Raw genomic sequence first — 21,621 nt, 5'->3', positions numbered from 1 at the left:
CGAGGAGACCCCCATGCCCGCAACGCTTGCCATCGGCCCGTTCAACGATGCCGAAACCGCCGCTTTGAAGGATACCTTCGACCCGCAGATGCTGGCCAACCCGGCCGCGCTGGACGGGCTGTCGGCGGCGGAGCGCGAGGCGGTGACGGCGCTGGCCTACAAGGGGCACCACGGGCTGGGGGCGGCGCAGATGGACCTGCTGCCGAACCTGGGGCTGATCGCGAACTTTGGCGTGGGCTATGATGCCATCGACGTGGCGGCGGCCAATGAGAGGGGCATCAAGGTCACCAACACCCCCGATGTGCTCAACGACGATGTGGCCGACATCGCCGTCGGGATGCTGCTGATGCAGCAGCGCCAGATGATCCAGGCATCGGACTGGGCGCGGTCGGGCCAGTGGAAGGCCAAGGGGGAATATCCGCTGAACCGCAAAGTGAGCGGGCGCACCGTCGGCATCCTCGGGCTGGGCCGGATCGGACGCGACATCGCCGACCGGCTGGCGGCGTTCAAGATGGACATCCATTATTTCGCCCGCTCGGAAAAGGACACGCCGGGCTGGACCTATCACGCCGATCCGGTGTCACTGGCGCAGGCCAGCGACTACCTGGTGGTAGCGCTTGTCGGCGGGCCGGAGACAGAGAATTTCGCCTCCGCCGAGGTGATCGAGGCGCTGGGACCCGAGGGCGTTCTGGTCAATATCTCGCGCGGATCGACGGTGGACGAGGCCGCGCTTCTGGATGCGCTGGAGAACGGCACGCTGGGCGGTGCCGCGCTTGACGTGTTCCTGAACGAGCCCAATATCGACCCGCGGTTCTACGATCTGCCCAGTGTCGTGGTGCAGCCGCACCAGGGGTCGGGCACAAAGGAAACCCGCGCCGCCATGGCCAAGCTGCAGCGCGATAACATCGCGGCCCATCACTCGGGCGAGGCGCTGCTGACGCCGGTCAACTGATCGCGTCTGCGCGCGTGTCAGGTGAACTTGCGGAAGAGCTTGGTCTGGTCGAACATGTCCTCAAGCTCTTCCATCCGGTCGCGGGTATCCTCCCAGTTCAGGTTCTGAACTGTGGAGATCATCGTTTCGATCAGCAAGAGCGGCGCCGCGCCTGAATCCCAGGCCGAGGGCACGACGATGCGGCTGCTGAAGCTGATGTCGGCGAGCCGGTCGACCGGGGATCGCCACTGGTCGGTGAACAGAATGAGCCGCGCGCCCTTGGCATGGGCCAGCTCCGCCAGCTTGAGCGTGTTGTTTTCGTACCGCCGCATGTCGAAGATCACGAAGACGTCGCCCTTTTGCACATCCAGCAGGTGATGCGGCCAAGTGTTCGACGTCGACTGGATATGCGTGATCCGGGGGCGGATGACCTGCATGTGCAGAAACAGGTATTCCGCCAGCGTGTGGGTGATCCGCCCGCCGACGATGTAAAGGTGATGCCGGGTGTCGCCGACCATCGCGCAGGCGGCATCGAACACCTCGGGCCGGATCTGGCCAAGTGTGTGGCGGATGTTGTCCATCACCGCGTTGGTGAACCGGTTGAGCAGGTGTTGGGACGGCGCGCCCTCGGCCCAGGTGTCGTGCTTGGCAATGGGGTTCTTGACCCGGGCCTTGAGCTCTTCGCGCAGTTCGGCCTGAAATTCGGGATACCCCTTGAAGCCCAGTTTCTGCACCATCCGCGCGACGGTGGGCACCGATACCTGCGCATCTTCGGCAAGCGCGGTAAGCGGGCCGAGGCCTGAAGCCGGATAGTTTTCAAGGATCGAATGCGCCAGCTGCCGTTCCGCCCGGGTCAAATCGTCCAGCCGCTGCTGGATCAGATCGGAAATCGTATGGGTCGAATCGGACATCCGGCGCCTCCATTCTGATAAATTATATAACAGCTCAAAGTTGTCCGGTATATTTCTTTCAGAATTGTATTGACAGAGTCAGCCCTGGCCAAGCACGCTGGGGTCAGCTGCCCGACTCCCCTCAACCGTGCCGGAGACGTCTTGTCCGAACCCGTTCAGATCGTGAATCCCGATGGCTCGTCCGCCGTGGTGCTGGTGTGCGAACACGCGGCCAACACTGTGCCCGCAGGCTTTGCCGGGCTGGGGCTGGACGATGCGGCGCTGCAAAGCCATGTCGCCTGGGACCCCGGTGCCATGGGCGTGGCGCGCGGGCTGTCGGCGCGGCTGGATGCGGTCCTGGTGGCGGCGACGGTGTCGCGGCTGGTCTATGACTGCAACCGCCCGCCCGAGGCACCGGACGCCATGCCCGCCCGCAGCGAACTGACCGAGGTGCCGGGCAACGCAGCACTCACGCAGGCCGACCGTGCCCTGCGGGTGCAGCGCTACTATGCGCCGTTCCGCGCCGCCCTGGCCGACCGGATCAGCCGCACCCGCGAGCCGATCCTTGTTACGGTCCACAGCTTCACGCCGGTCTATTTCGGAAAACCGCGCGAAACCGAGATCGGCGTGCTGTTTGACACCGACGATCGGCTGGCCCGCGCGATGCTGTCGACCGCCGACCGGCACATGCCTCGCAGGGTTGCGGCAAACGATCCCTACGGGCCGGAGGATGGCGTGACCCACACCTTGCGCGAACATGCCCTGCCCCAGGGGCATCCGAACGTCATGCTGGAAATCCGCAACGACCTGATCGCCACCCCGTCCGCGCAGGACGCCATGGCGCGGGACATCGCGGACTGGCTGGTCGCCGCCTGTGCCAGCCTCGGGATCGGGGAGGCGGTGCAATGTCACGCCTGATGCACGGCTATATCCGCGTGGTCGACGGGTTCAATCACCGCGTCGGGCGCATCGCGATGTACGGCATCTTCGTGCTCATGGCGATCCTGCTGGTGTCGTCCATCAACAAGACCTTCTTCAGCCCGACACTCTGGACGCTGGAAATGGCGCAATTCGTCATGGTGGCCTATTACATCCTGGGCGGGCCCTATTCGATTCAGCTGGGATCGAACGTGCGGATGGACCTGCTGTACGGAAGCTGGTCGCCGCGCCGCAAGGCCTGGTTCGACGCCGTCACCATCCTGTTCCTGATCTTCTATCTTGGCGTGATGCTCTATGGCGCCATCGGATCGACGGCCTATTCGCTGGGCCATTTCGGCGGTGAGCCGATCACCTTTTTCGCGGGCCTTCTGACCGGAAGCGAGGAGATGGGCTATCTCGAACGCTCGTCCTCGGCCTGGCGACCGTATCTGTGGCCGGTCAAGGTGATCATGATCGTGGGGCTGTTCCTGATGCTGCTGCAATGCCTGTCGGAATTCGCCAAGGACGTTTTGCGCCTGCGCGGCGAGGAGATCTGATGTCCTACGAGATGATCGCCACGCTGATGTTTTCCAGCATGATGCTGATGCTGCTGACAGGTCAGCGCGTGTTCGGGGCCATCGGCTTTGTCGCGGTGGTGGCGGCGATGCTGCTGTGGGGCGACCGGGGCGGGTACGACCTGGGCTTTGCCGCGGCGATGAAGCTGATGAAATGGTACCCTCTGCTGACCCTGCCGATGTTCATCTTCATGGGCTACGTGCTGTCGGAATCGAAGATCGCCGACGATCTTTATCGCATGTTCCACGTCTGGATGGGCGGGCTGCGCGGGGGGCTGGCCATCGGCACCATCGGCCTCATGGTGCTGATCTCGGCGATGAACGGCCTCAGCGTTGCCGGCATGGCCATCGGGTCGACCATCGCGCTGCCCGAACTGCTTAAACGCGGCTACGACAAGAGGATGGTCACCGGGGTGATCCAGGCGGGGTCGAGCCTTGGCATACTCGTGCCGCCCTCGGTCGTGCTGGTGCTTTACGCGATGATCGCGCGCCAGCCGGTGGGTCAGCTTTGGCTGGCGGGGGTGATCCCGGGGCTGATGATGGCCACGATGTTCGTGGCCTACATCATCATCCGCTGCCGCATGACCCCGACGCTGGGGCCGGTGCTGGCGAAAGAGGACCGCGACATTCCGATGGCCGAAAAGCTGCGCCTGCTGCGCGCGGGCCTGCTGCCGCTGGTCATCTTTGCGGTGATGATGGTGCCCTTTGTCAACGGCTGGACCAGCCTTGTGGAAAGTTCCGCCATCGGGGCGATGGCAGCCTTCATGGCGGCTGTGGTCAAGGGCAGGATGACACGAGAGGTCTTTGAAAACTCGGTCCGCAATACGCTGGGCATCACCTGCATGTTCATGTGGATCATCCTCGCCGCGCTCGCCTTCGGCGCGGTCTTTGACGGGCTTGGCGCGGTCAAGGCGATCGAGAACCTCTTTACCGGTCAACTGGGTCTTTCGCCCTGGATGATCCTCATCCTCATGCAGCTCAGCTTTATCGTGATGGGCACGTTTCTGGATGACACCGCGATGCTGGTCATCGTCGCCCCGCTTTACGTACCGCTGGTGGGCGCGCTGGGGTTCGACCTGATCTGGTATGGCGTGCTTTACACGATCACCACGCAGATCGCCTATATGACGCCGCCCTTCGGCTACAACCTGTTCCTGATGCGCGCGATGGCCCCGCCGGAAATCACGCTGCGCGACATCTATTCGTCCATCCTGCCCTTCGTGCTGGTGATGGTCGCGGCCCTGGCCGTCATCATGGCCTTTCCCGAGATAGCACTTTGGCTGCCGGGCTATGTCTACGGAAATTAACCAAGAAGAAGATCCCGGAAGCGGGACGACATCAAAACACGCAAAACAGAGAGGAAAGACCCATGACCACGAGACGCAAGTTCCTGTCATCCGCCGGGCTCGGCGCTGCGGCCACACTGGCCAGCCCCGCCATCGTCAAGGCGCAAGAGGCGATCACCTGGCGGTTCCAGACCTACGCGGGCGGCGCCCTGGGCGAACATGTCACCAAGCCGGTCATCGACTACATCAACGCCAACGCTAATGGCGAGCTTCAGGTCGAACTGTTCTACGCCGACCAGATCGTGCCCACCGGCGAGCTGTTTCAGGCGCTGCAGCGCGGCACCATCGACGGCGTGCATTCGGATGACGATTCCATGGCTTCGCCCACGCCGCTGCGCCAGTTCGGCGGCTATTTCCCGTTTGCCACCAAGCACATCCTCGACGTGCCGGTGCTGTTCAACCAGTACGGGCTGGCCGAGATCTGGGACGAGGAATACGCCAAGGTCGGGGTCAAATGGCTGTCGGCCGCAGGGCAGGATCCGTGCAACTTCAACACCAAGAAGGAAATCACCTCGGTCGCCGATCTGGACGGGCTCAAGCTTTACACCTTCCCCACCGCCGGCCGCTTCCTGTCCAAGTTCGGCGTCGTGCCGGTGAACATTCCTTACGAGGATGCCGAGGTCGCGGTGCAGACCGGCGAGCTTGACGGCATGGCCTGGTCGGGCATCACCGAGGATTACACCGTGGGCTGGGCCGACGTGACCGACTATTTCCTGACCAACAACATCTCGGGCGCCTGGATCGGATCCTGGTTCGTCAACCAGCAACGCTGGGCCGACCTGCCCGATCACCTGAAATCCGTCGTCATGGCCGCGGTCGAGGCCGGGCACACCTACCGCAACCAGTGGTATTGGGGCGGCGAGGCCGCGCTGCGCGCCAACGGCGACAAGCTGGCGCTGCGCTCCGTACCGCCGGCGGAATGGGCCGAGGTCGAGAATGCCGCCAAGGAATTCTGGGAAGAGGTGGCGCAGGAGGGCGAAATCCAGCAGAAGATCGTCGGCATCTTCAAGGAATACAACAGCGTCATCAACCAGGCCGGCGCGCCCTACACCTTCGAATAAGGCCCGTACAGGACCTCATCCGGGCGCCCCCGTTCCGCGGGGGCGTCTGCTGACCAGAAAGGACCAGACCCATGCCCGCAAACCTCAGTTTCGATGCCCTCAAGCAGGCCGTGGCCGCAGGCGAGATCGACACGGTCCTTGTCTGCATGGTCGACATGCAGGGCCGCCTGATGGGCAAACGGTTCCACGCCGCGAACTTCATCGACCATTCGCATGCCGAAACCCATTGCTGCAATTACCTGCTGGCTACCGACCTCGCCATGGCGACGCCCGATGGCTATGCCTCGACCAGCTGGGAAAAGGGCTATGGCGACTATGTGCTGCAACCTGACCTGACGACGCTGCGCCCGGTGCCCTGGCTTGAGGCGACGGCGATGGTGCTGTGCGACGTGCTGGACCACCACACCCACGAACCGGTGCCGATGTCTCCGCGCGCGCTGCTCAAGGCGCAGATCGCCAAGCTCGAGGCACTCGGGTTCACCGCAATGATGGCCACTGAGCTGGAGTTCTTTCTTTTCGAGAAGAGCTTTGACGAGATCCGCAAGGGCGGCTACCGCGACCTGACCCCGATCAGCGGCTATAACGAGGACTACCACATCCTGCAGACCACCAAGGAAGAGGGCGTGATGCGCCCGATCCGCAACGGGCTTTATGCCGCGGGCGTCCCGGTCGAAAATTCCAAGGGCGAGGCCGAAAGCGGTCAGGAAGAGCTCAACATCCGCTACGCGCCCGCGCTTGATTGCGCCGATCATCACACGCTGGCCAAGCACGCGGTCAAGGAAATCGCCTGGCAGAACGGGCACGCCGCGTCCTTCCTGCCGAAATGGCACCCCGACCGCGTCGGATCGTCCAGCCATGTGCACCAGTCGCTGTGGCAGGACGATACTCCGGCGTTCCACGATGCCGACGACAAACTGGGCATGTCGCAGCTGATGCGCCACTATATGGCCGGACTGATCGCCTATGCGCCCGATTACACATATTTCCTGGCACCCTACGTCAACAGCTACAAGCGCTTCCTCAAGGGCACCTTCGCGCCGACCAAGACCGTGTGGTCGGTGGACAACCGCACGGCGGGCTTCCGCCTCTGCGGCGCGGGCACCAAGGGGGTGCGGGTGGAATGCCGCATCGGGGGGTCGGACATGAACCCCTACCTTGCGCAGGCGGCGATGCTCGCCGCGGGCATGAAGGGGATCGAGGACAAGATGGAACTGGCCCCGCCCACCACCGGCGATGTCTACGAGGCGCAGAAGGCAGGCGACATCCCGCAGACCCTGCGCGCCGCCACCGAAACCCTGCGCACTTCGGACTTCTTGCGCGGCGCCTTCGGGGACGAGGTGGTTGACCACTACACCCGCGCCGCCGAATGGGAGCAGGAAGAGTTTGACCGCGCCGTCACCGACTGGGAAATCGCGCGCGGATTTGAAAGGGCCTGATGGGATGAGCATGATTACCTGCACCTCGCCGATCGACGGATCGGTCTATGCGGAACGCCCCGCGCTGTCAGCCAAGGCCGCCCGCGACGCCGTCGCACGCGCCCGTGCCGCGCAGGCGGACTGGGCCGCGCGTCCCCTGACCGAACGCATTGCGCTGGTGCAGGCCGGGGTCGCCGCCGTCGGGGCGATGAACGACGAGATCGTGCCGGGACTGGCCTGGCAGATGGGCCGGCCGGTGCGTTATGGCGGCGAATTCGGCGGCTTCAACGAACGCGCCACCCACATGGCGCAGATAGCCGCCGACGCCCTTGCGGATATCGAGGTCGAGGACAGCGCCGATTTCCGCCGACTGATCAAACGCGTGCCGCATGGCGTTGTGCTGGTCGTGGCGCCCTGGAACTACCCTTACATGACGGCGATCAACACCGTCGCCCCGGCGCTGATCGCGGGCAATGCGGTGATGCTGAAACACGCCAGCCAGACGCCGCTGGTTGGCGAACGCATGGCGGCGGCCTTTCACGGCGCGGGCGTGCCCGAAGACGTGTTCCAGAACGTCTTTCTGGATCATGCCACCACGTCGCAGCTGATCGGCGAACGCAACTTTGGTTTCGTGAATTTCACCGGCTCCGTCGGCGGCGGCCGCGCCATCGAAACGGCCGCGGCGGGCACCTTCACCGGTCTGGGGCTGGAACTGGGCGGCAAGGACCCGGGCTACGTGATGGAGGATGCGGACCTGGACGCCGCAGTCGATACGCTGATCGACGGCGCGATGTTCAACTCGGGCCAGTGCTGCTGCGGCATCGAACGCATCTATGTCCATGAAACGCTCTTTGACGCCTTCGTCGAAAAGGCCGTGTCCATCGTCAACAACTATGTGCTGGGCAACCCGCTCGACCCCGAAACGACCTTGGGCCCCATGGCCCACGTCCGCTTTGCCGAGGAGGTCCGCGCCCAGACCGCCGAGGCGATCGCTGCCGGGGCCACCGCCCATATCGACCCGGCGCGTTTCCCGCAGGATGGCGGCGCGTACCTGATGCCGCAGATCCTGACGAATGTGACCCACGACATGCGGGTGATGCGCGACGAAAGCTTTGGCCCGGTCGTGGGCATCATGTCCGTCAAGGACGACGAAGAAGCGCTGCGCCTGATGAACGACAGCGATTTTGGCCTGACCGCGTCGGTCTGGACCGCCGACACCGCCCGGGCCGAGGCGCTTGGCGACCGGATCGAAACCGGCACCGTCTTCATGAACCGCGCCGACTATCTGGACCCGGCGCTGTGCTGGACCGGCTGCAAGGACACCGGGCGCGGCGGCGGGCTGTCGGTGATCGGCTATCACAACCTGACCCGCCCGAAATCCTACCATCTCAAGAAAGCCTGACCCATGAGCCTTTCCGCCAACTGGTCCTACCCCACCGCCATCCGTTTCGGGGCGGGCCGCATTTCCGAGATTGCCGAGGCCTGCGCCGCCGCCGGGATCAAACGTCCTCTGCTGATCACCGACCGCGGCCTTGCGCAGATGGAGATCACGCAGCGCACGCTTGATCTGCTGGAGGCCGCAGGGCTGGGCCGGGCGATGTTTTCGGATGTGGACCCCAACCCCAACGAAAAGAACGCCGAAGCCGGGGTGCAGGCGTTCAAGGACGGCGGGCATGACGGCGTCGTGGCGTTCGGCGGCGGATCAGGCCTCGATCTGGGCAAGCTGGTGGCGTTCCTTGCGGGCCAGACCCGCCCGCTGTGGGATTTCGAGGATATCGGCGACTGGTGGACCCGCGCGGATGCCGATGCCATCGCCCCCATCGTCGCCGTGCCCACGACGGCCGGCACCGGATCGGAAGTGGGCCGCGCCAGCGTCATCACCAATTCCGAAACCGCTGAGAAAAAGATCATCTTTCACCCCAAGTTCCTGCCCTCGGTCGTGATCTGCGACCCCGAACTGACCGTCGGCATGCCGGGGTTCATCACCGCAGGCACCGGACTGGATGCTTTTGCCCATTGTGTCGAGGCATTCTGCTCTCCGCATTACCACCCGATGAGCCAGGGCATCGCCTTGGAGGGCATGCGGCTGGTCAAGGACTACCTGCCGCGCGCTTATGCTCATGGCAAGGATATCGAGGCGCGCGCGCAGATGATGTCGGCGGCGGCCATGGGTGCCACGGCGTTTCAGAAAGGCCTGGGCGCGATCCATGCTCTGTCGCACCCCATCGGCGCGCTCTACCACACCCATCACGGCACCACGAACGCGGTCTGCATGCCCGCCGTCCTGCGCTTCAACCGCCCCGCGATCGAGGATCGGCTGGGGCTGGCCGCCGCCTATCTGGGGATCGAGGGCGGCTATGACGGGTTTTGCGCCTATGTGGATGACCTCAACGCCTCGCTCGGCGTGCCGAAATCGCTGACCGCGCTGGGGATCGAGGATCCGGACATCGACCGCATCGTCAAAGGTGCGCTGGCCGACCCAAGCACCGGTGGCAATCCGGTCGAGATGACGGCAGAGAATACCCGCGCGCTGCTGCTGGAGATCGTCTGAGCGCCGACCTATACGGAGTGATCCCGATGGCCCTGTCCCTGTCCGACCGCCCCCTGCGCTGCCTGGCGATCGGCGAATGCATGGCGGAACTTGCCCCCGCCGACGCGGCGGACCGGTTCCGGCTGGGTTTTGCCGGCGACACGTTCAACACCGCCTGGTATCTGCGCAAACTCTGCCCCGAGGCGCATGTGGGCTATTTCAGCGCGGTGGGGCAGGACGACCTGTCGGACCGGATGCTGGCGATGATGACGGCGGCGGGCATCGACACACAGCACGTCAGCCGCGCCGCCGACCGCTCTGTCGGTCTTTACCTCATATCGCTGAATAACGGCGAACGCAGCTTTTCCTACTGGCGCGACACCTCGGCGGCGCGGCAGTTGGCGAACGATCCGGCACGGCTCGACCATGCCATGGCCGACGCGACGCTGATTTATGTTTCGGGCATCACGCTCGCGATCCTCGAAGACGCGGGCCGCGCGACCCTGCTGGCGGCGCTGTCGCGCGCACGGGCGGCGGGGCGGATCGTGGCCTTCGATCCCAACCTGCGGCCCCGGCTGTGGCGCGATGCCGAGCAGATGACCACAGCGGTCATGGACGCGGCGGCGGTCAGTGATCTGGTGCTGCCGTCGTTCGACGACGAGGCGGTGCATTTCGGCGATGCCGACCCGCAGGCGACGCTTGACCGCTACACCGGTGCGGGGGCGCGCACGGTGGTGGTCAAGAACGGCCCCGGCACGGTCCTGGTCCGCGATGGCGACGTTGTGGACGAGGTGTCGCCGCCGAAGGTCGATCAGGTGGTCGACACCACGGCGGCCGGCGACAGCTTCAACGCCGGCCTGATCGCGGCCCTGGCACAGGGGCGGCCCATGGCCGAGGCGATCCTGAACGGCGCGCGGGTCGCGGGCCAGGTCATCGGCCAGCGCGGCGCGCTGGTGCCGGTGGACCGGGGCGCGTCCTAGCCCGGACAGACCAAAGCCGCCCTTGACTTCGGGTCGGCGCCACGCTCCCCTGCGGACCAGTTCGGAGGGCGGCATGAGCGGGACACAAGACCTCAAAGACCTGGCGCGCAAGCTGTTCGACGCCGCGGTGCGCGCCGCGGACCCGGCGCTGGCGCTGCGCCGCAAGCTGGCCGACACCCCGTTCCCCCAGGGGCCGGGGACGACCTACCTGATCGCCATCGGCAAGGCCGCCCCCGCCATGCTGCAAGAGGCGCTGAACCATGTCAGCGGCCCGGTGGATGCCCTTGCCGTGACGCATCACGAAAACACGATGGAGGTGCCGGGAGCCACGATCCTGCGCGCGGGCCACCCGGTGCCCGATGCCGCCGGAGCTGCCGCCGCACAAGAGGTGATCGCCCGGCTGCGCAAGGCCGGTGCCGAAGACCGCGTCGTGGCGCTGATTTCGGGGGGCGGCTCCGCGCTCGTACCCGCGCCGGTCGAAGGTGTGAGCCTTGAAGACAAGGCCGAGGTCAACCGCCTGCTGCTGGCGGGCGGGCTGGACATCACCCGGATGAACCTTGTGCGCCAACAGCTGTCGCGGCTCAAGGGGGGCGGATTTCTGCGCCTTGCCACCCCGGCACCGGTCACCGCCTATATCCTGTCGGACGTGATCGGCGACGATCTGCGGGCCATCGCCTCGGGGCCCACGGTCGGGCCCATCGGGTCGCTGCGCGAGGCCTGCACGCTCTTGCAGGGCGAAGGGCTCTGGGACCGGCAGCCGCCGTCCGTCCGCCAGCATCTCGAAACGGCCACGCCCGACGGCCCCCTGCCCGAGGCGCGCAATATCCTGATCGGTTCGAACCGGCAGTCGCTGGCCGCGATGCATGCGGCGGCCCAGGCCGAAGGCTGGCAGGCCCATATCGCCAACGATCATCTGGTGGGCGACGTGGGTGACGCGGCCCGGGCCATCGTCCGCGACATCGGCGCGGTCACCACCCCCACGGCGCTGCTTTATGGCGGTGAAACCACCGTGACCCTGCGCGGTGACGGGCGCGGCGGGCGCAATCAGGAACTCGCGCTGCGCGTCGCCCTCTCGGCCGCCCCCCTGGCGCAGGACTGGGTATTCCTGTCGGGCGGCACTGACGGGCGCGACGGACCGACCGATGCGGCGGGGGGGCTGGTGGATGCGGGCACCGCCGCGCGCATCGGCGCTGCCGGACAGGATGCGCAGACGCTCTTGAACAACAACGACAGCTATGCGGCGCTGCGCGCCGCCGGGGACCTGTTGATGACACAGGCCACGGGCACCAACGTGGCGGATGTTCAGGTGCTGCTGATCCGGCCCTGACGGCCCGCGAACTGCCGCAACGTGACACCAGCGCCCTCGAGCGCGGCGCGCACGCTGCGCGCGATGTCGAGCGCGGTCTTGCCGTCGCCGTGCAGGCAGATCGTGTCGACCGCCGCCGGGATGTGCTTGCCCGAGTCGGTGATGATCGCCCCCGCCTTGACCATCGCCACCATGCGGTCGCCCGCGACCTGCGGATCGTGAATGACTGCACCGTCCTTTGACCGGTCGACCAACGTCGCATCGTCGTTATAAGCGCGGTCGGCAAAGATTTCTCCGGCCCAGCGGCAGCCCAGATCCTGGGCGGCTTCTTGCTGCGCGGTGGCCGCCAGCACCATCACGATGATCTCGGGATCGACATCCAGCGCGCCTTCGTAGCAGGCGCGCGCCATCGCCGCATCCTCGGACGCCATGTTGGCCAGCGCGCCGTGTAGTTTGAGATGCCGCACCGCGCCGCCCGCCGCCTGCGCCATCGCCTGCGCCGCCCCCAACTGATAGCGCACGAGGTTGCGCAAAGAGGTGTGCGACAGGTGCATCCGCCTGCGGCCAAAGCCCTGCAGATCGGGAAAGCCGGGATGCGCGCCGATGCCGGTGCCGTTGTCCACCGCCAGCCGCATGGTCTGCGCCATCACATCCGGATCGCCTGCATGAAACCCACAGGCGATGTTGGCCGATGTGATGACCTTCAGCAATTCGGCGTCCTGCCCCATGACCCAGGGGCCAAAGCTTTCGCCCATATCGGCGTTCAGATCGACAGTGATGGTCATTCCGTGTCCTTTCTGTCCAGTTCGCGCCCCGCCGTCGCGCCGCTGATCAGCTGGTAGGACAGCAGATCGCGCATCCGCGCCGGATCGCGGATCAGCGGCGTCAGCGCCTTGGGCAGGTCGGCCAGCCGCTGCAGATGCGTGCGGTGCAGCGCCACGCCTTCGTCGAGCGTGATGAAGCGGAAACGCAGTTTCGCGCCCGCCGGGGCCTGTGCGACGCGCGGCAGATCGGCGGGAATGACCGTGCCGATACGAGGATAGCCGCCGGTGGTCTGGCATTCGGCCATCAGCACGAAGGGGGTGCCGTCACCGGTGATCTGGATATCGCCCGGCACGATGATTTCCGACACCACCGACAGCCCGCCCTCGACCTCGAAGCCGGGGCCGTCGCAAGTGACCTGCACGCCCATTCGGTTGGCGCGGGCATCGCGGGTGAACTGCGTGTCGGCAAACCGGTCGCGCTGCTGCTGCGGGAACAACTGCGTTTGGAGGCTGGGCAGAACACGCACGGCGCCGCCGTCAAAGCGGTCGTCGGCGGGCAGGCACAGGCCCGTGTCACTGCCCTTGTCGGCCCCCAGCGGCAGGGTGTCGCCCGCCTCGATCGCCTTGCCCAGACCGGCGGTCAGATGCGCAGCGCGGGCACCCAGCGCAGGCGCGGTGTCGATGCCGCCGCCCAGATGCAGATAGCCGTAGCTGCCCGAAGTGACCGGCCCGATGTCGAGCTTTGCGCCCTTTGGCAGGGTGTGGCTGGCGTTCCAGCGCAGCGCCTCGCCTTCGATCGCGGCGCGCATCGGCGCGCCGGTCAGGGCAATGCGGATATCATTGGACGCTTCGAACCTGCCGCCCATGCCGGCCATTTCCAGCGCTGCGCAATCGGGCGACTGGCCAAGCAGCGCCGCCCCTTCGGCCAGCGCCACCGGGTCCGCCGCGCCACCGCGCGACAGACCGAAAGACAGGTAGCCGGCGCGGCCCTGGTCCTGCACTGTGACGCCGGGGCCGGTGCGATGCACGATGAGGTCTGCGGTCATGCGATCACCTCCCACTCTGCGCCGCCATCGGGATCGGTCTCCATGTTGGCCAGCTTGTCCGGCTCGGTCGCGACGAACTGAACCTCGTCGCCGGGCCGCAGCACGAAGGGGGTGTCGCTGTCGGGGCGGAACAGGCGGAACGCCGTCTGCCCCACATGCCGCCAGCCGGTCGGGGTCGACACGGAAAAGAGCACGAGTTGCCGGATCGCCACCACCACCGCGCCCTTGGGCACCGACCGGGTCAGCGCCTGCTGGCGGGGGATGTCCCAATCGTCGGGCAGTTCGCCCAGGTAGGGCTGGCCGGGCGCAAAACCGATGGTGAGCGCGCGCACCCGCGCCTCTGACAGGGACCGGATCGCCTCCTGCTCGGACAGGCCCGCGGCCTCTGCCGCCTCGGCCAGTTGCGGGGCGCGGTCGGTGCCGAAAACGGTAGGAATGCGAAAGAACCGCCGCCCCTCGGGCAGGTCGGCGGCCATCCAATCGGCGCTTTGCAGCAGTTCCTTGAGGCGCGCGCGCAAGGTTTCATGCGTCAGATGCAGCGGATCGAAGCGCACGAAGGCCGACACCAGCGAGGTCGAGGTTTCCTCGACCCCGTCCCAGCCTTCGCGTTCCACAGCGGCGCGAAAGGCCAGTGCGGCGCGGTTGGCGGGCTCCGACAGCGTGTCGCCAAAGCTGATCAGCATGCCGTCCAGCCCGACGGTGCGCAACTCGGGAAAGCTCATGTCGGTCATCGCACCTGCCTTATGGTTTCGGGCAGCCACAGCGCCAGGTCCGGCACCCAGATCAGCACAAAGACCATGGCCACCATGATCAGGAACATCGGCAGGGCGGCACGGGTGATATAGCCCATCTCGTGATGGGTCATGCCCTGCAGGACGAAAAGGTTGAACCCGATGGGCGGGGTGATCTGCGCCATCTCGACCACCACGACGACGAAGATACCGAACCATATGAGGTCGATCCCGGCCTCGCGCACCATCGGTTCGACCACCGCCATGGTCAGCACCACCGACGAAATGCCGTCAAGAAACATGCCCAGCACGATGTAGAAGACCAAAAGCGCCATCAGAAGCTGGAACCGCGTCAGCTCCATCGCTGCGATCAGATCGGCCAGCGCCCGCGGCAGGCCGGTAAAGCCCATGGACAGCTTCAGGAACGCCGCCCCGACCAGGATCAGCGCGATCATCGCGCTGGTGCGCGTCGCCCCCATCAGCGAGGCGGTGAAGGTTTGCCAGTTCAACGACCCCTGCCCCGCCGCCAGGACCAGACCGCCGATCACGCCGAAGGCCGCCGCCTCGGTCGCGGTGGCAAAGCCCAGGTACATCGACCCGATGACCACCACGATGAGGCAGATGACCGGCAGCAGAAAGCGCGAATTGCGGATCTTCTCGGCCAGGCTCATGCCGGTTTCGACCACCGGCGACCAGTCGCGCGACACCCCGGCATAAATCGCCACGTAGCCCATGAACATCACCGCCAGCACCAACCCCGGCACCACGCCCGCAAAGAAGAGTGCGGTGATCGATTCGTTGACCGTGACGCCATAAACGATGAGCGCGAGGCTTGGCGGGATCATCAGGCCCAGCGTCGCCGCCCCCGCCAGCGTGCCGATGACAAGCTTTTCGGGATATTTCCGCGCCCGAAGCTCGGGAATGGACATCTTGCCCACCGTCGACAGCGTCGCCGCCGACGATCCGGATACGGCGGCAAAGACCGTGCAGCCGACGATGTTGGTGTGCACCAGCCCGCCCGGCAGACGCGCCAGCCAGGGCGACAGGCCCTTGAACATGTCTTCGGACAGGCGCGTGCGGTAAAGGATCTCTCCCATCCAGATGAAAAGCGGCAGGGCGGTCAGCGTCCAGCTCGACGAGGTCGCCCAGATCGTCGTGACCATGGCGTCGCCCACGGGGCGCGAGGTGAAAAGCTCCATCCCGACCCAAGCCACACCCATGAGCGCAAGACCAACCCAGACGCCGGTGCCCAGCAGCAGGAACAGCACAAAGAGGAAGAGCGTGATGGCATAGATTTCGGTCATGTCATTCACCAAAGCCTTGCTCGACCGTGTCGCTCTTGATCCGGTGGTCGCCCCGGATCAGCACGTGCAAAAGATGATCGGTCAGTGCCAGCGCCAGAACCCCGCCGCCGATGACCATGACCGATTGCGGTATCCAGAGCGGCGTGGCGTCCTGCGACTGCGACACCTCGTTGAATTTCCAAGACCAGTAAGTGAACCAGTAGGCGTAATAGGTAAAATACCACGCAATCGCCGCCGCCAGCCCGAAGCACCAGACCTCGAGCGCCCAGCGCAGGCGCGGCGGCACGACGTTGAGCAGGATCGACACCCGGATATGCGCGCCCCGGTTCAGCGCATTGGCAAAGGCCAGGAACGACGCCGCCGCCATGGCATAGCCCGCATAGGCCGACCCGCCGGGAAACACAGCCCCCGTCCAGCGCGCCACCATCTGCGCCACGATCAACAACAGGATCGCCACAAGGCAGACCGCGGCGCCCACACCGGCGGCCAGGTAAATCGTATCGAGCGTGCGCCGGATGAGGTGTCGCATGGCAGACCTTTGGTAAAGGGATCGGGGCGCCCGGTCAGGGGCACCCCGCGAATGGTTATTGCTGATAGGCGTCGATGATGGCCTGACCGGCCTCGCCCGATTGCTCCAGCCATTCCTGGGTCATGGTCTCGCCCACCTCGCGCAGGCCCGACATCAGCGCGTCGGACGGCGGGGCGACGGTCATGCCGCCCTCGCGCAGGCCCTCGTAGGTGAAGTTGGTGTATTCCTTCGACCGGTAAAGCCCGGCGTATTCCGCCAGCGCCGCACAGCCTTCGATCACCGCCTTGCTGGCATCCGAGGTGTCGGCCCAGGTGTCGGCGTTCACCATGATGTAGTTGCGCGGCAGCCAGGCATCGACCTGATAGAAATGCGACAGCGATTCCCAGACCTTCTGATCATAGCCCGTCGCACCGGACGAAATCATCGACTCCGCCACGCCGGTGGCGAACGCCTGGCTCAACTCTGCCGCCTCGATGGTCACCGGTGCCATGCCGGTCAGTTCCGCCAGCCGCGCGGTGGCGTTGTTGTAGGAGCGGAACTTGATCCCCGCCATATCGTCCACCGACGCGATCTCCCGGTCGAAATAAAGCCCCTGCGGCGGCCACGGCACGGAATATAGCAGGTGCAGATTCTGTTCCTCCAACACCTTCTCGATCTCGGGCTTCGCAGCCTCCCACAGCTTTGCGTGATCGTCGAAGCTGGGCGACAGGAACGGCACGGAGTCAAAGCCGAAGACGGCATTTTCGTTGGCATGGCCCGACAGCAGGCGTTCGCCGATCGGCACCTGGCCGGTCTGGATCGCGCGCTTGATGTCGGCGCCCGCAAACAGCGATCCGCCCGGATGGGTCACGATCTCGACCTCGCCCATGGTTCCGGTGGTCACGCATTTGGCAAATTCCGCGCCGGTTGCGGAATGAAAGTTGGTGGCGGAATAGGCCATCGGCATATCCCAGGTTTCGGCCATCGCGGGCGCGGTCAGCGCCGTGGCGCAGGCCAGCCCGGTAAGTGTTTTCGTAAAGATTGTCATATCGTTATCTCCCTTGGTTGGATTTCTGGAAACGCCCCGGTTGGTACGGGGTCATATCGGTATTGCTGGGCCTGCCGGTCATGATCCCGGCCAGCAGGCGCCCGGTCTTGGGCCCGCCGGTCAGGCCGATGTGCTGGTGCCCCAGCGCGGTATAGACGCCCGTTTGCCCGACCTCGCCGATCAGCGGCAGGCTGTCCGAGGTGGCGGGCCGATGGCCCATCCATTCCACCTCGCGCGCAGAGGTCAGCCCGGGCAGGCTGCGGCGCACGTGCCGGCGCAGCATCTCGAAGGGCGCGCGCGACGGGCCGGCCTCCAGCCCGCCGAACTCCACCACGCCAGCGCAGCGCACCCCGGCGGTCATCGGCGTGGCGACGAACTTGCCCGCGTCGATCATCACCGGCCGACGGGGGCCGTTCTCGGCCTCTTCAAAGACGATGTGATATCCGCGCTCCGTCTCCAGCGGGACGCGCAGCCCCAGCCTGGCCAAGAGCGGCAGCGACCACGCCCCCGCCGCGATCACCGCACTGTCGCAGGATATCGGGCCCGCATCGGTCAGCACGGCCGTCACGCGGCCCTCCGTCACCTCGATGTCGCGCACGTCGGCGCGGCGGATGACCCCGCCCATCGCTTCGAAATCCTGCGCCAGCGCCGCGACATAGCCACCGGGGTCAAGCACGTGGCCATGATCCTTGAGCACCGCAAGGCAGGTGATCCGCTCCCCCAGCGCTGGCTCGTAGTCGCGCACCGCCCCGCCTTCGAGGATCTCGGGCACAAACCCCGCCTCGCGCCGCAGCGCCCAGCCATAGGCGCCCGCCTCGAAATCCGCGCGGCGCTCGAACGCATAGACGTAATCCCCCGGCACGATGAACCGGTGCGCGGACAGGCCATCGGTCAGCGCCATGTGCTGATCGACGCTGTCCCCCACGATGGGCGTCAGCGCGGCGGCGATGCGGCGGGTGTCGCGGTCATTGGCATGGGCGAGGTATTTCAGCAGCCAGGGCAGCAGCTTTGGCAGGTAAGACCAGCGCAGGAACAGCGGCGCATCGCGGTCCAGCAGCATGCCGGGCGCCTTCGGCACCAGCCCCGGCCCGGTGACCGGCACCATCGCGCAGGCCGCAAGGATGCCGGCATTGCCATGCGACGTGCCCTGCCCCGGCGCGCCGCGGTCGACCAGCGTCACATCTGCGCCGAAGCGGCGCAGCCAGATCGCGGTCGACACGCCGACGATCCCGGCACCGATCACCACCACATGATCCGCAGACGCCATGCAACAAAGCCCCCCGGGGCTGATTCCCCACATGCATTCTTACCGATCTACACAACACGTCAACAATTTGTTGACAAATTATCGAAAAGCGCGAAATCTGATCCCATGACACAGGACGAATTGGGCCCGGTCGTGTCCTCTGCCCATCTCGCAGACGGCGCCTTTCCCGAGGTCTCGGAATTTGAATTCGGCATGATCCTTGCCCATCATGCCTTTGAACGCTGGATGGTGCGCTGCATGGCGACGGCGGGCCATCCCGGCCTCACCGCGCTCGAGGTGCTGGTGCTGCATTCGGTCTATCACCGCAACAAACCCAAGCGGTTGGCCGATCTCTGCCTCGTGCTGAATGTCGAAGACACCCATACGGTCAACTACGCGATCAAGAAACTCGCCCGCGCCGGGCTGGTCAGCGAAGGCCGACAAGGCAAGGAAAAGACCGTCGCCGCCACCGAACTGGGCGCCAGGGCCTGCGACACCTACCGGGATATCCGCGCCACGCTGCTGCTCAACACGGTGGGCGAACTGGGCGTGGAGCCCGACCAGATGCGCCGCCTCGCCACGCTCCTGCGGCTGATGGCCGGGCAGTACGACCAGGCCGCCCGCGCCGCCACCACCTACTGACCCCCCTTCTTCTTGGCAAAATACCTCCAGAGAGCACGAGAGACAGCGTCTCTCGTATGCCGCAGGCATTCCCCTTGCGCGAAGGCACGCTAACCGCTGGACGCCAGCCGCCTTGCCCGCTATCCCCTGCCCCCAACGCGCAACCCCGCGCCCGCGCGGGACCAAAGCCCTGGTGACACCATGCCCGACCTTCTGATCGAACTCTTCTCGGAAGAGATCCCCGCCCGCATGCAGACCCGCGCCGCAGAGGATTTGCGCCAGCGCGTCACCGACGGCCTGGTCGAGGCCGGGCTGACCTATGCCCACGCCGCCGCCTTTTCCACGCCGCGCCGCCTGACCCTGGCGATCGAGGGGCTGCTGGAGCGCAGCCCCGACCTGCGCGAGGAACGCAAGGGGCCGCGCGTGGACGCCCCCGAAAAGGCGATCGAGGGCTTTCTGCGCGGCGCAGGTGTCACCCGCGACCAACTGGTCGAGCGCGAGGAAAAGAAGGGCACCGTCTTTTACGCCCTGATCGACAAACCGGGCCGCCCGGCGGCAGCGATCATCGCCGAGGTGCTGGAACAGGTGATCCGCACCTTCCCCTGGCCCAAGTCTATGCGCTGGGGCGCGGGCAGCCTGCGCTGGGTGCGGCCGCTGCATGCGATCCTGTGCATCCTGACGACCGAGGCCGGGGCCGAGGTCGTGCCGCTCGAGGTCGACGGGATCACCGCGTCCGACACCACGCGCGGCCACCGCTTCATGGCGCCCGATGCCTTTGCCGTGACCGGGTTCGAGGATTACGCCGCCAAGCTCAAGCGGGCGCGCGTGATCCTCTCCGCCGAGGAACGCGCCGACATCATATGGAACGACGCGACACAGGCCGCCTTTGCCTTGGGGCTTGAGGTGGTCGAGGACCGCGGCCTTCTGGCCGAGGTCGCGGGACTGGTCGAATACCCCGTGGTGCTGATGGGCGAGATCGGGGCGGATTTCCTCGACCTGCCGCCCGAGGTGCTGCAAACCTCGATGAAGGAGCATCAGAAGTTCTTTTCGGTGAAGAACCCCAAAACGGGCCGGATCGAACGTTTTGTCACTGTCGCCAACATCGCCACGCCCGACGATGGCGCGACGATCCTTGCGGGCAACCAAAAGGTGCTGTCGGCGCGGCTGTCAGATGCCAAATTTTTCTGGGAAAACGATCTGCGCGTGGTGCAGACCGACGGCATGACCGCCTGGACCGACCAGCTGGACGACGTGACCTTTCACAACAAGCTGGGCAGCCAAAAGGACCGGATCGAGCGCATCGCCGCGCTGGCCCGAGAGCTTGCCTCGGTGGTCGGCGCGGATGCGGACCTGGCCGAACAGGCCGCGCGGGTGGCCAAGGCCGACTTGTCGTCGGAAATGGTCTATGAATTCCCCGAACTGCAAGGGCTGATGGGCCGCTACTACGCCGACGCGGCGGGCCTTCCCTCCGAAGTTGCCGCCGCCTGTCAGGAGCATTACTCGCCCCTCGGCCCCTCCGACGCCGTGCCGACGGCCCCGGTGTCGGTCGCCGTAGCGCTGGCCGACAAGCTGGACACCCTGACCGGGTTCTGGGCGATTGATGAAAAGCCGACGGGCTCCAAGGATCCCTTCGCCCTGCGCCGCGCGGCGCTGGGGGTGATCCGGTTGGTTCTGGCGAATGAACTCAAACTCAGTCTTTGGGAAGCAGCTCTCAACGCAATAGACCAAAACAATGAAAGTCTTGACCGCTTGAAGAACGAAGAAGCGGGCAAAAAAGGCGGCATCTTGCTGGGCAGCCCACGAGTGACGCAAAACTCTCCGGATGGGAAAAGAGTAGAGTCCAAAATTGACGACCTCCTGTCCTTCTTCCACGACCGCCTCAAGGTCCATCTGCGCGACGAAGGCATCCGGCATGACGTGATCGACGCCTGCCTCGCCATGCCGAACTCCGACGACCTGACGCTGCTCGTATCGCGCGCCCGGGCGCTGCAGGCGGTGCTGGAGACCGAGGACGGCACGAACCTCGTGCAAGGCTTCAAGCGGGCGAACAACATCCTAACGCAGGCCGAGGAAAAGGACGGGGTGGAATACAGCTTCGGCGCCGATCTGAAGTTCGCCGAGGACCCGGCGGAAATCGCGCTCTTCGCAGCACTGGATACGGCAGAGGCCAAGATCGCCCCGGCGATGCAGGCCGAGGATTTCGCCACCGCCATGGCCGCCATGGCCGGTCTGCGCCCCGCGGTCGATGCGTTTTTCGAGGCGGTGCAGGTCAACGCCGAAAGCGCCGTGCTGCGGCGCAACCGGCTCAACCTGCTCAGCCGTATCCGCACCACCTGTCTGCAGGTGGCCGATTTGACGCGTCTGGACGGTTAGGGCCATCGCCGTGTCCGCGCCGTCCCGC

General features: G+C 65.8%; 20 protein-coding genes. 12 read left to right on the top strand and 8 right to left on the bottom strand.

The annotated features are described in order from the left end of the window. Positions 1-13 precede the first annotated feature (13 nt). Positions 14-952 carry a 2-hydroxyacid dehydrogenase gene (locus tag ACOXXX_RS02760; RefSeq protein WP_422825019.1) on the top strand — a complete coding sequence of 313 codons (939 nt, stop codon included), beginning with the start codon at positions 14-16 and terminating at the stop codon, positions 950-952. Between the two features lie 17 nt (positions 953-969). Here the strand turns inward: ACOXXX_RS02760 and ACOXXX_RS02755 are convergent, their stop codons facing one another. Further along, a complete protein-coding gene (locus tag ACOXXX_RS02755; protein ID WP_422825018.1) occupies positions 970-1,842 on the bottom strand; it encodes a MurR/RpiR family transcriptional regulator in 873 nt (290 codons plus the stop codon). A 141-nt stretch (positions 1,843-1,983) separates the two neighbouring features. On the opposite strand from ACOXXX_RS02755, the gene ACOXXX_RS02750 reads away from it, so the two are divergent. The 9 genes from ACOXXX_RS02750 (at position 1,984) to ACOXXX_RS02710 (ending at position 11,973) form a co-directional block, all read left to right on the top strand. Then, complete coding sequence (locus tag ACOXXX_RS02750; RefSeq protein ID WP_422825017.1) at positions 1,984-2,739, top strand: N-formylglutamate amidohydrolase; 756 nt, start codon at positions 1,984-1,986, stop codon at positions 2,737-2,739. After that, positions 2,727-3,296: a TRAP transporter small permease subunit gene (locus ACOXXX_RS02745; RefSeq protein WP_422825016.1), complete on the top strand. Its 570-nt coding sequence runs from the start codon at positions 2,727-2,729 to the stop codon at positions 3,294-3,296. Before ACOXXX_RS02750 ends, ACOXXX_RS02745 begins: the two co-directional genes overlap by 13 nt. Beyond that, positions 3,296-4,621, top strand: coding sequence for a TRAP transporter large permease (locus tag ACOXXX_RS02740; RefSeq protein ID WP_422825015.1), 1,326 nt, complete (start codon positions 3,296-3,298; stop codon positions 4,619-4,621). The genes ACOXXX_RS02745 and ACOXXX_RS02740 overlap by 1 nt, the downstream gene beginning before the upstream one ends. Positions 4,622-4,683: 62 nt before the next feature. Further along, positions 4,684-5,721 carry a TRAP transporter substrate-binding protein gene (locus ACOXXX_RS02735; protein ID WP_422825014.1) on the top strand — a complete coding sequence of 346 codons (1,038 nt, stop codon included), beginning with the start codon at positions 4,684-4,686 and terminating at the stop codon, positions 5,719-5,721. A 71-nt stretch (positions 5,722-5,792) separates the two neighbouring features. Beyond that, complete coding sequence (locus tag ACOXXX_RS02730; protein WP_422825013.1) at positions 5,793-7,157, top strand: glutamine synthetase family protein; 1,365 nt, start codon at positions 5,793-5,795, stop codon at positions 7,155-7,157. A gap of 10 nt (positions 7,158-7,167) precedes the next feature. Then, positions 7,168-8,538 carry an aldehyde dehydrogenase family protein gene (locus ACOXXX_RS02725; RefSeq protein ID WP_422825415.1) on the top strand — a complete coding sequence of 457 codons (1,371 nt, stop codon included), beginning with the start codon at positions 7,168-7,170 and terminating at the stop codon, positions 8,536-8,538. Between the two features lie 3 nt (positions 8,539-8,541). Next, positions 8,542-9,687 carry an iron-containing alcohol dehydrogenase gene (locus ACOXXX_RS02720; RefSeq protein WP_422825012.1) on the top strand — a complete coding sequence of 382 codons (1,146 nt, stop codon included), beginning with the start codon at positions 8,542-8,544 and terminating at the stop codon, positions 9,685-9,687. A 26-nt stretch (positions 9,688-9,713) separates the two neighbouring features. Further along, positions 9,714-10,646 carry a sugar kinase gene (locus ACOXXX_RS02715; RefSeq protein WP_422825011.1) on the top strand — a complete coding sequence of 311 codons (933 nt, stop codon included), beginning with the start codon at positions 9,714-9,716 and terminating at the stop codon, positions 10,644-10,646. Between the two features lie 73 nt (positions 10,647-10,719). Continuing rightward, positions 10,720-11,973: a glycerate kinase type-2 family protein gene (locus tag ACOXXX_RS02710; protein ID WP_422825010.1), complete on the top strand. Its 1,254-nt coding sequence runs from the start codon at positions 10,720-10,722 to the stop codon at positions 11,971-11,973. On the opposite strand, the gene ACOXXX_RS02705 is transcribed toward ACOXXX_RS02710, so the two are convergent. The 7 genes from ACOXXX_RS02705 to ACOXXX_RS02675 are packed head-to-tail and all read right to left on the bottom strand — an operon-like array spanning position 11,949 to position 18,620. Beyond that, positions 11,949-12,737, bottom strand: coding sequence for a LamB/YcsF family protein (locus ACOXXX_RS02705; protein ID WP_422825009.1), 789 nt, complete (start codon positions 12,735-12,737; stop codon positions 11,949-11,951). The two genes, ACOXXX_RS02710 and ACOXXX_RS02705, sit on opposite strands and share 25 nt — an antisense overlap. Then, positions 12,734-13,762 (bottom strand): biotin-dependent carboxyltransferase family protein, encoded by a 1,029-nt coding sequence (locus tag ACOXXX_RS02700; protein WP_422825008.1) that lies wholly within the window; start codon positions 13,760-13,762, stop codon positions 12,734-12,736. The genes ACOXXX_RS02705 and ACOXXX_RS02700 overlap by 4 nt, the downstream gene beginning before the upstream one ends. Continuing rightward, complete coding sequence (locus ACOXXX_RS02695) at positions 13,759-14,493, bottom strand: 5-oxoprolinase subunit B family protein (RefSeq protein WP_422825007.1); 735 nt, start codon at positions 14,491-14,493, stop codon at positions 13,759-13,761. The genes ACOXXX_RS02700 and ACOXXX_RS02695 overlap by 4 nt, the downstream gene beginning before the upstream one ends. Further along, positions 14,490-15,797: a TRAP transporter large permease gene (locus ACOXXX_RS02690; RefSeq protein ID WP_422825006.1), complete on the bottom strand. Its 1,308-nt coding sequence runs from the start codon at positions 15,795-15,797 to the stop codon at positions 14,490-14,492. The genes ACOXXX_RS02695 and ACOXXX_RS02690 overlap by 4 nt, the downstream gene beginning before the upstream one ends. Position 15,798: 1 nt before the next feature. Then, positions 15,799-16,326 carry a TRAP transporter small permease gene (locus tag ACOXXX_RS02685; protein ID WP_422825005.1) on the bottom strand — a complete coding sequence of 176 codons (528 nt, stop codon included), beginning with the start codon at positions 16,324-16,326 and terminating at the stop codon, positions 15,799-15,801. 55 nt (positions 16,327-16,381) lie between these two features. Beyond that, positions 16,382-17,353: a TRAP transporter substrate-binding protein gene (locus ACOXXX_RS02680; RefSeq protein ID WP_422825004.1), complete on the bottom strand. Its 972-nt coding sequence runs from the start codon at positions 17,351-17,353 to the stop codon at positions 16,382-16,384. Between the two features lie 4 nt (positions 17,354-17,357). Continuing rightward, positions 17,358-18,620, bottom strand: a complete 1,263-nt coding sequence (locus ACOXXX_RS02675) for an NAD(P)/FAD-dependent oxidoreductase (protein ID WP_422825003.1) — start codon at positions 18,618-18,620, stop codon at positions 17,358-17,360. 105 nt (positions 18,621-18,725) lie between these two features. Here ACOXXX_RS02675 and ACOXXX_RS02670 point away from each other — a divergent pair, with 105 nt between their 5' ends. Both ACOXXX_RS02670 and glyS read left to right on the top strand, forming a co-directional pair. Then, positions 18,726-19,241 (top strand): winged helix DNA-binding protein, encoded by a 516-nt coding sequence (locus ACOXXX_RS02670; protein ID WP_422825002.1) that lies wholly within the window; start codon positions 18,726-18,728, stop codon positions 19,239-19,241. Positions 19,242-19,421: 180 nt separating this feature from the next. Further along, a complete protein-coding gene (gene glyS / locus ACOXXX_RS02665) occupies positions 19,422-21,593 on the top strand; it encodes a glycine--tRNA ligase subunit beta (RefSeq protein WP_422825001.1) in 2,172 nt (723 codons plus the stop codon). The last annotated feature ends 28 nt before the right edge of the window (positions 21,594-21,621 follow it).

The organism is Thalassococcus sp. BH17M4-6, from assembly GCF_049323015.1.
Taxonomy (GTDB): domain Bacteria; phylum Pseudomonadota; class Alphaproteobacteria; order Rhodobacterales; family Rhodobacteraceae; genus Puniceibacterium.
This window is presented reverse-complemented; position numbering and strand designations above follow the sequence as displayed.

Bases quoted from the DNA above. Each gene is read 5' to 3' on its own strand.
- ACOXXX_RS02760 (WP_422825019.1), top strand. From the start codon at position 14: ATGCCCGCAACGCTTGCCATCGGCCCGTTCAACGATGCCGAAACCGCC.
- ACOXXX_RS02740 (WP_422825015.1), top strand. From the start codon at position 3,296: ATGTCCTACGAGATGATCGCCACGCTGATGTTTTCCAGCATGATGCTG.
- ACOXXX_RS02680 (WP_422825004.1), bottom strand. From the start codon at position 17,353: ATGACAATCTTTACGAAAACACTTACCGGGCTGGCCTGCGCCACGGCG.
- ACOXXX_RS02715 (WP_422825011.1), top strand. From the start codon at position 9,714: ATGGCCCTGTCCCTGTCCGACCGCCCCCTGCGCTGCCTGGCGATCGGC.
- ACOXXX_RS02685 (WP_422825005.1), bottom strand. From the start codon at position 16,326: ATGCGACACCTCATCCGGCGCACGCTCGATACGATTTACCTGGCCGCC.
- ACOXXX_RS02695 (WP_422825007.1), bottom strand. From the start codon at position 14,493: ATGACCGACATGAGCTTTCCCGAGTTGCGCACCGTCGGGCTGGACGGC.
- ACOXXX_RS02710 (WP_422825010.1), top strand. From the start codon at position 10,720: ATGAGCGGGACACAAGACCTCAAAGACCTGGCGCGCAAGCTGTTCGAC.
- ACOXXX_RS02705 (WP_422825009.1), bottom strand. From the start codon at position 12,737: ATGACCATCACTGTCGATCTGAACGCCGATATGGGCGAAAGCTTTGGC.
- ACOXXX_RS02730 (WP_422825013.1), top strand. From the start codon at position 5,793: ATGCCCGCAAACCTCAGTTTCGATGCCCTCAAGCAGGCCGTGGCCGCA.
- ACOXXX_RS02675 (WP_422825003.1), bottom strand. From the start codon at position 18,620: ATGGCGTCTGCGGATCATGTGGTGGTGATCGGTGCCGGGATCGTCGGC.
- ACOXXX_RS02690 (WP_422825006.1), bottom strand. From the start codon at position 15,797: ATGACCGAAATCTATGCCATCACGCTCTTCCTCTTTGTGCTGTTCCTG.
- ACOXXX_RS02735 (WP_422825014.1), top strand. From the start codon at position 4,684: ATGACCACGAGACGCAAGTTCCTGTCATCCGCCGGGCTCGGCGCTGCG.
- ACOXXX_RS02745 (WP_422825016.1), top strand. From the start codon at position 2,727: ATGTCACGCCTGATGCACGGCTATATCCGCGTGGTCGACGGGTTCAAT.
- ACOXXX_RS02725 (WP_422825415.1), top strand. From the start codon at position 7,168: ATGATTACCTGCACCTCGCCGATCGACGGATCGGTCTATGCGGAACGC.
- ACOXXX_RS02755 (WP_422825018.1), bottom strand. From the start codon at position 1,842: ATGTCCGATTCGACCCATACGATTTCCGATCTGATCCAGCAGCGGCTG.
- ACOXXX_RS02720 (WP_422825012.1), top strand. From the start codon at position 8,542: ATGAGCCTTTCCGCCAACTGGTCCTACCCCACCGCCATCCGTTTCGGG.
- glyS (WP_422825001.1), top strand. From the start codon at position 19,422: ATGCCCGACCTTCTGATCGAACTCTTCTCGGAAGAGATCCCCGCCCGC.
- ACOXXX_RS02700 (WP_422825008.1), bottom strand. From the start codon at position 13,762: ATGACCGCAGACCTCATCGTGCATCGCACCGGCCCCGGCGTCACAGTG.
- ACOXXX_RS02670 (WP_422825002.1), top strand. From the start codon at position 18,726: ATGACACAGGACGAATTGGGCCCGGTCGTGTCCTCTGCCCATCTCGCA.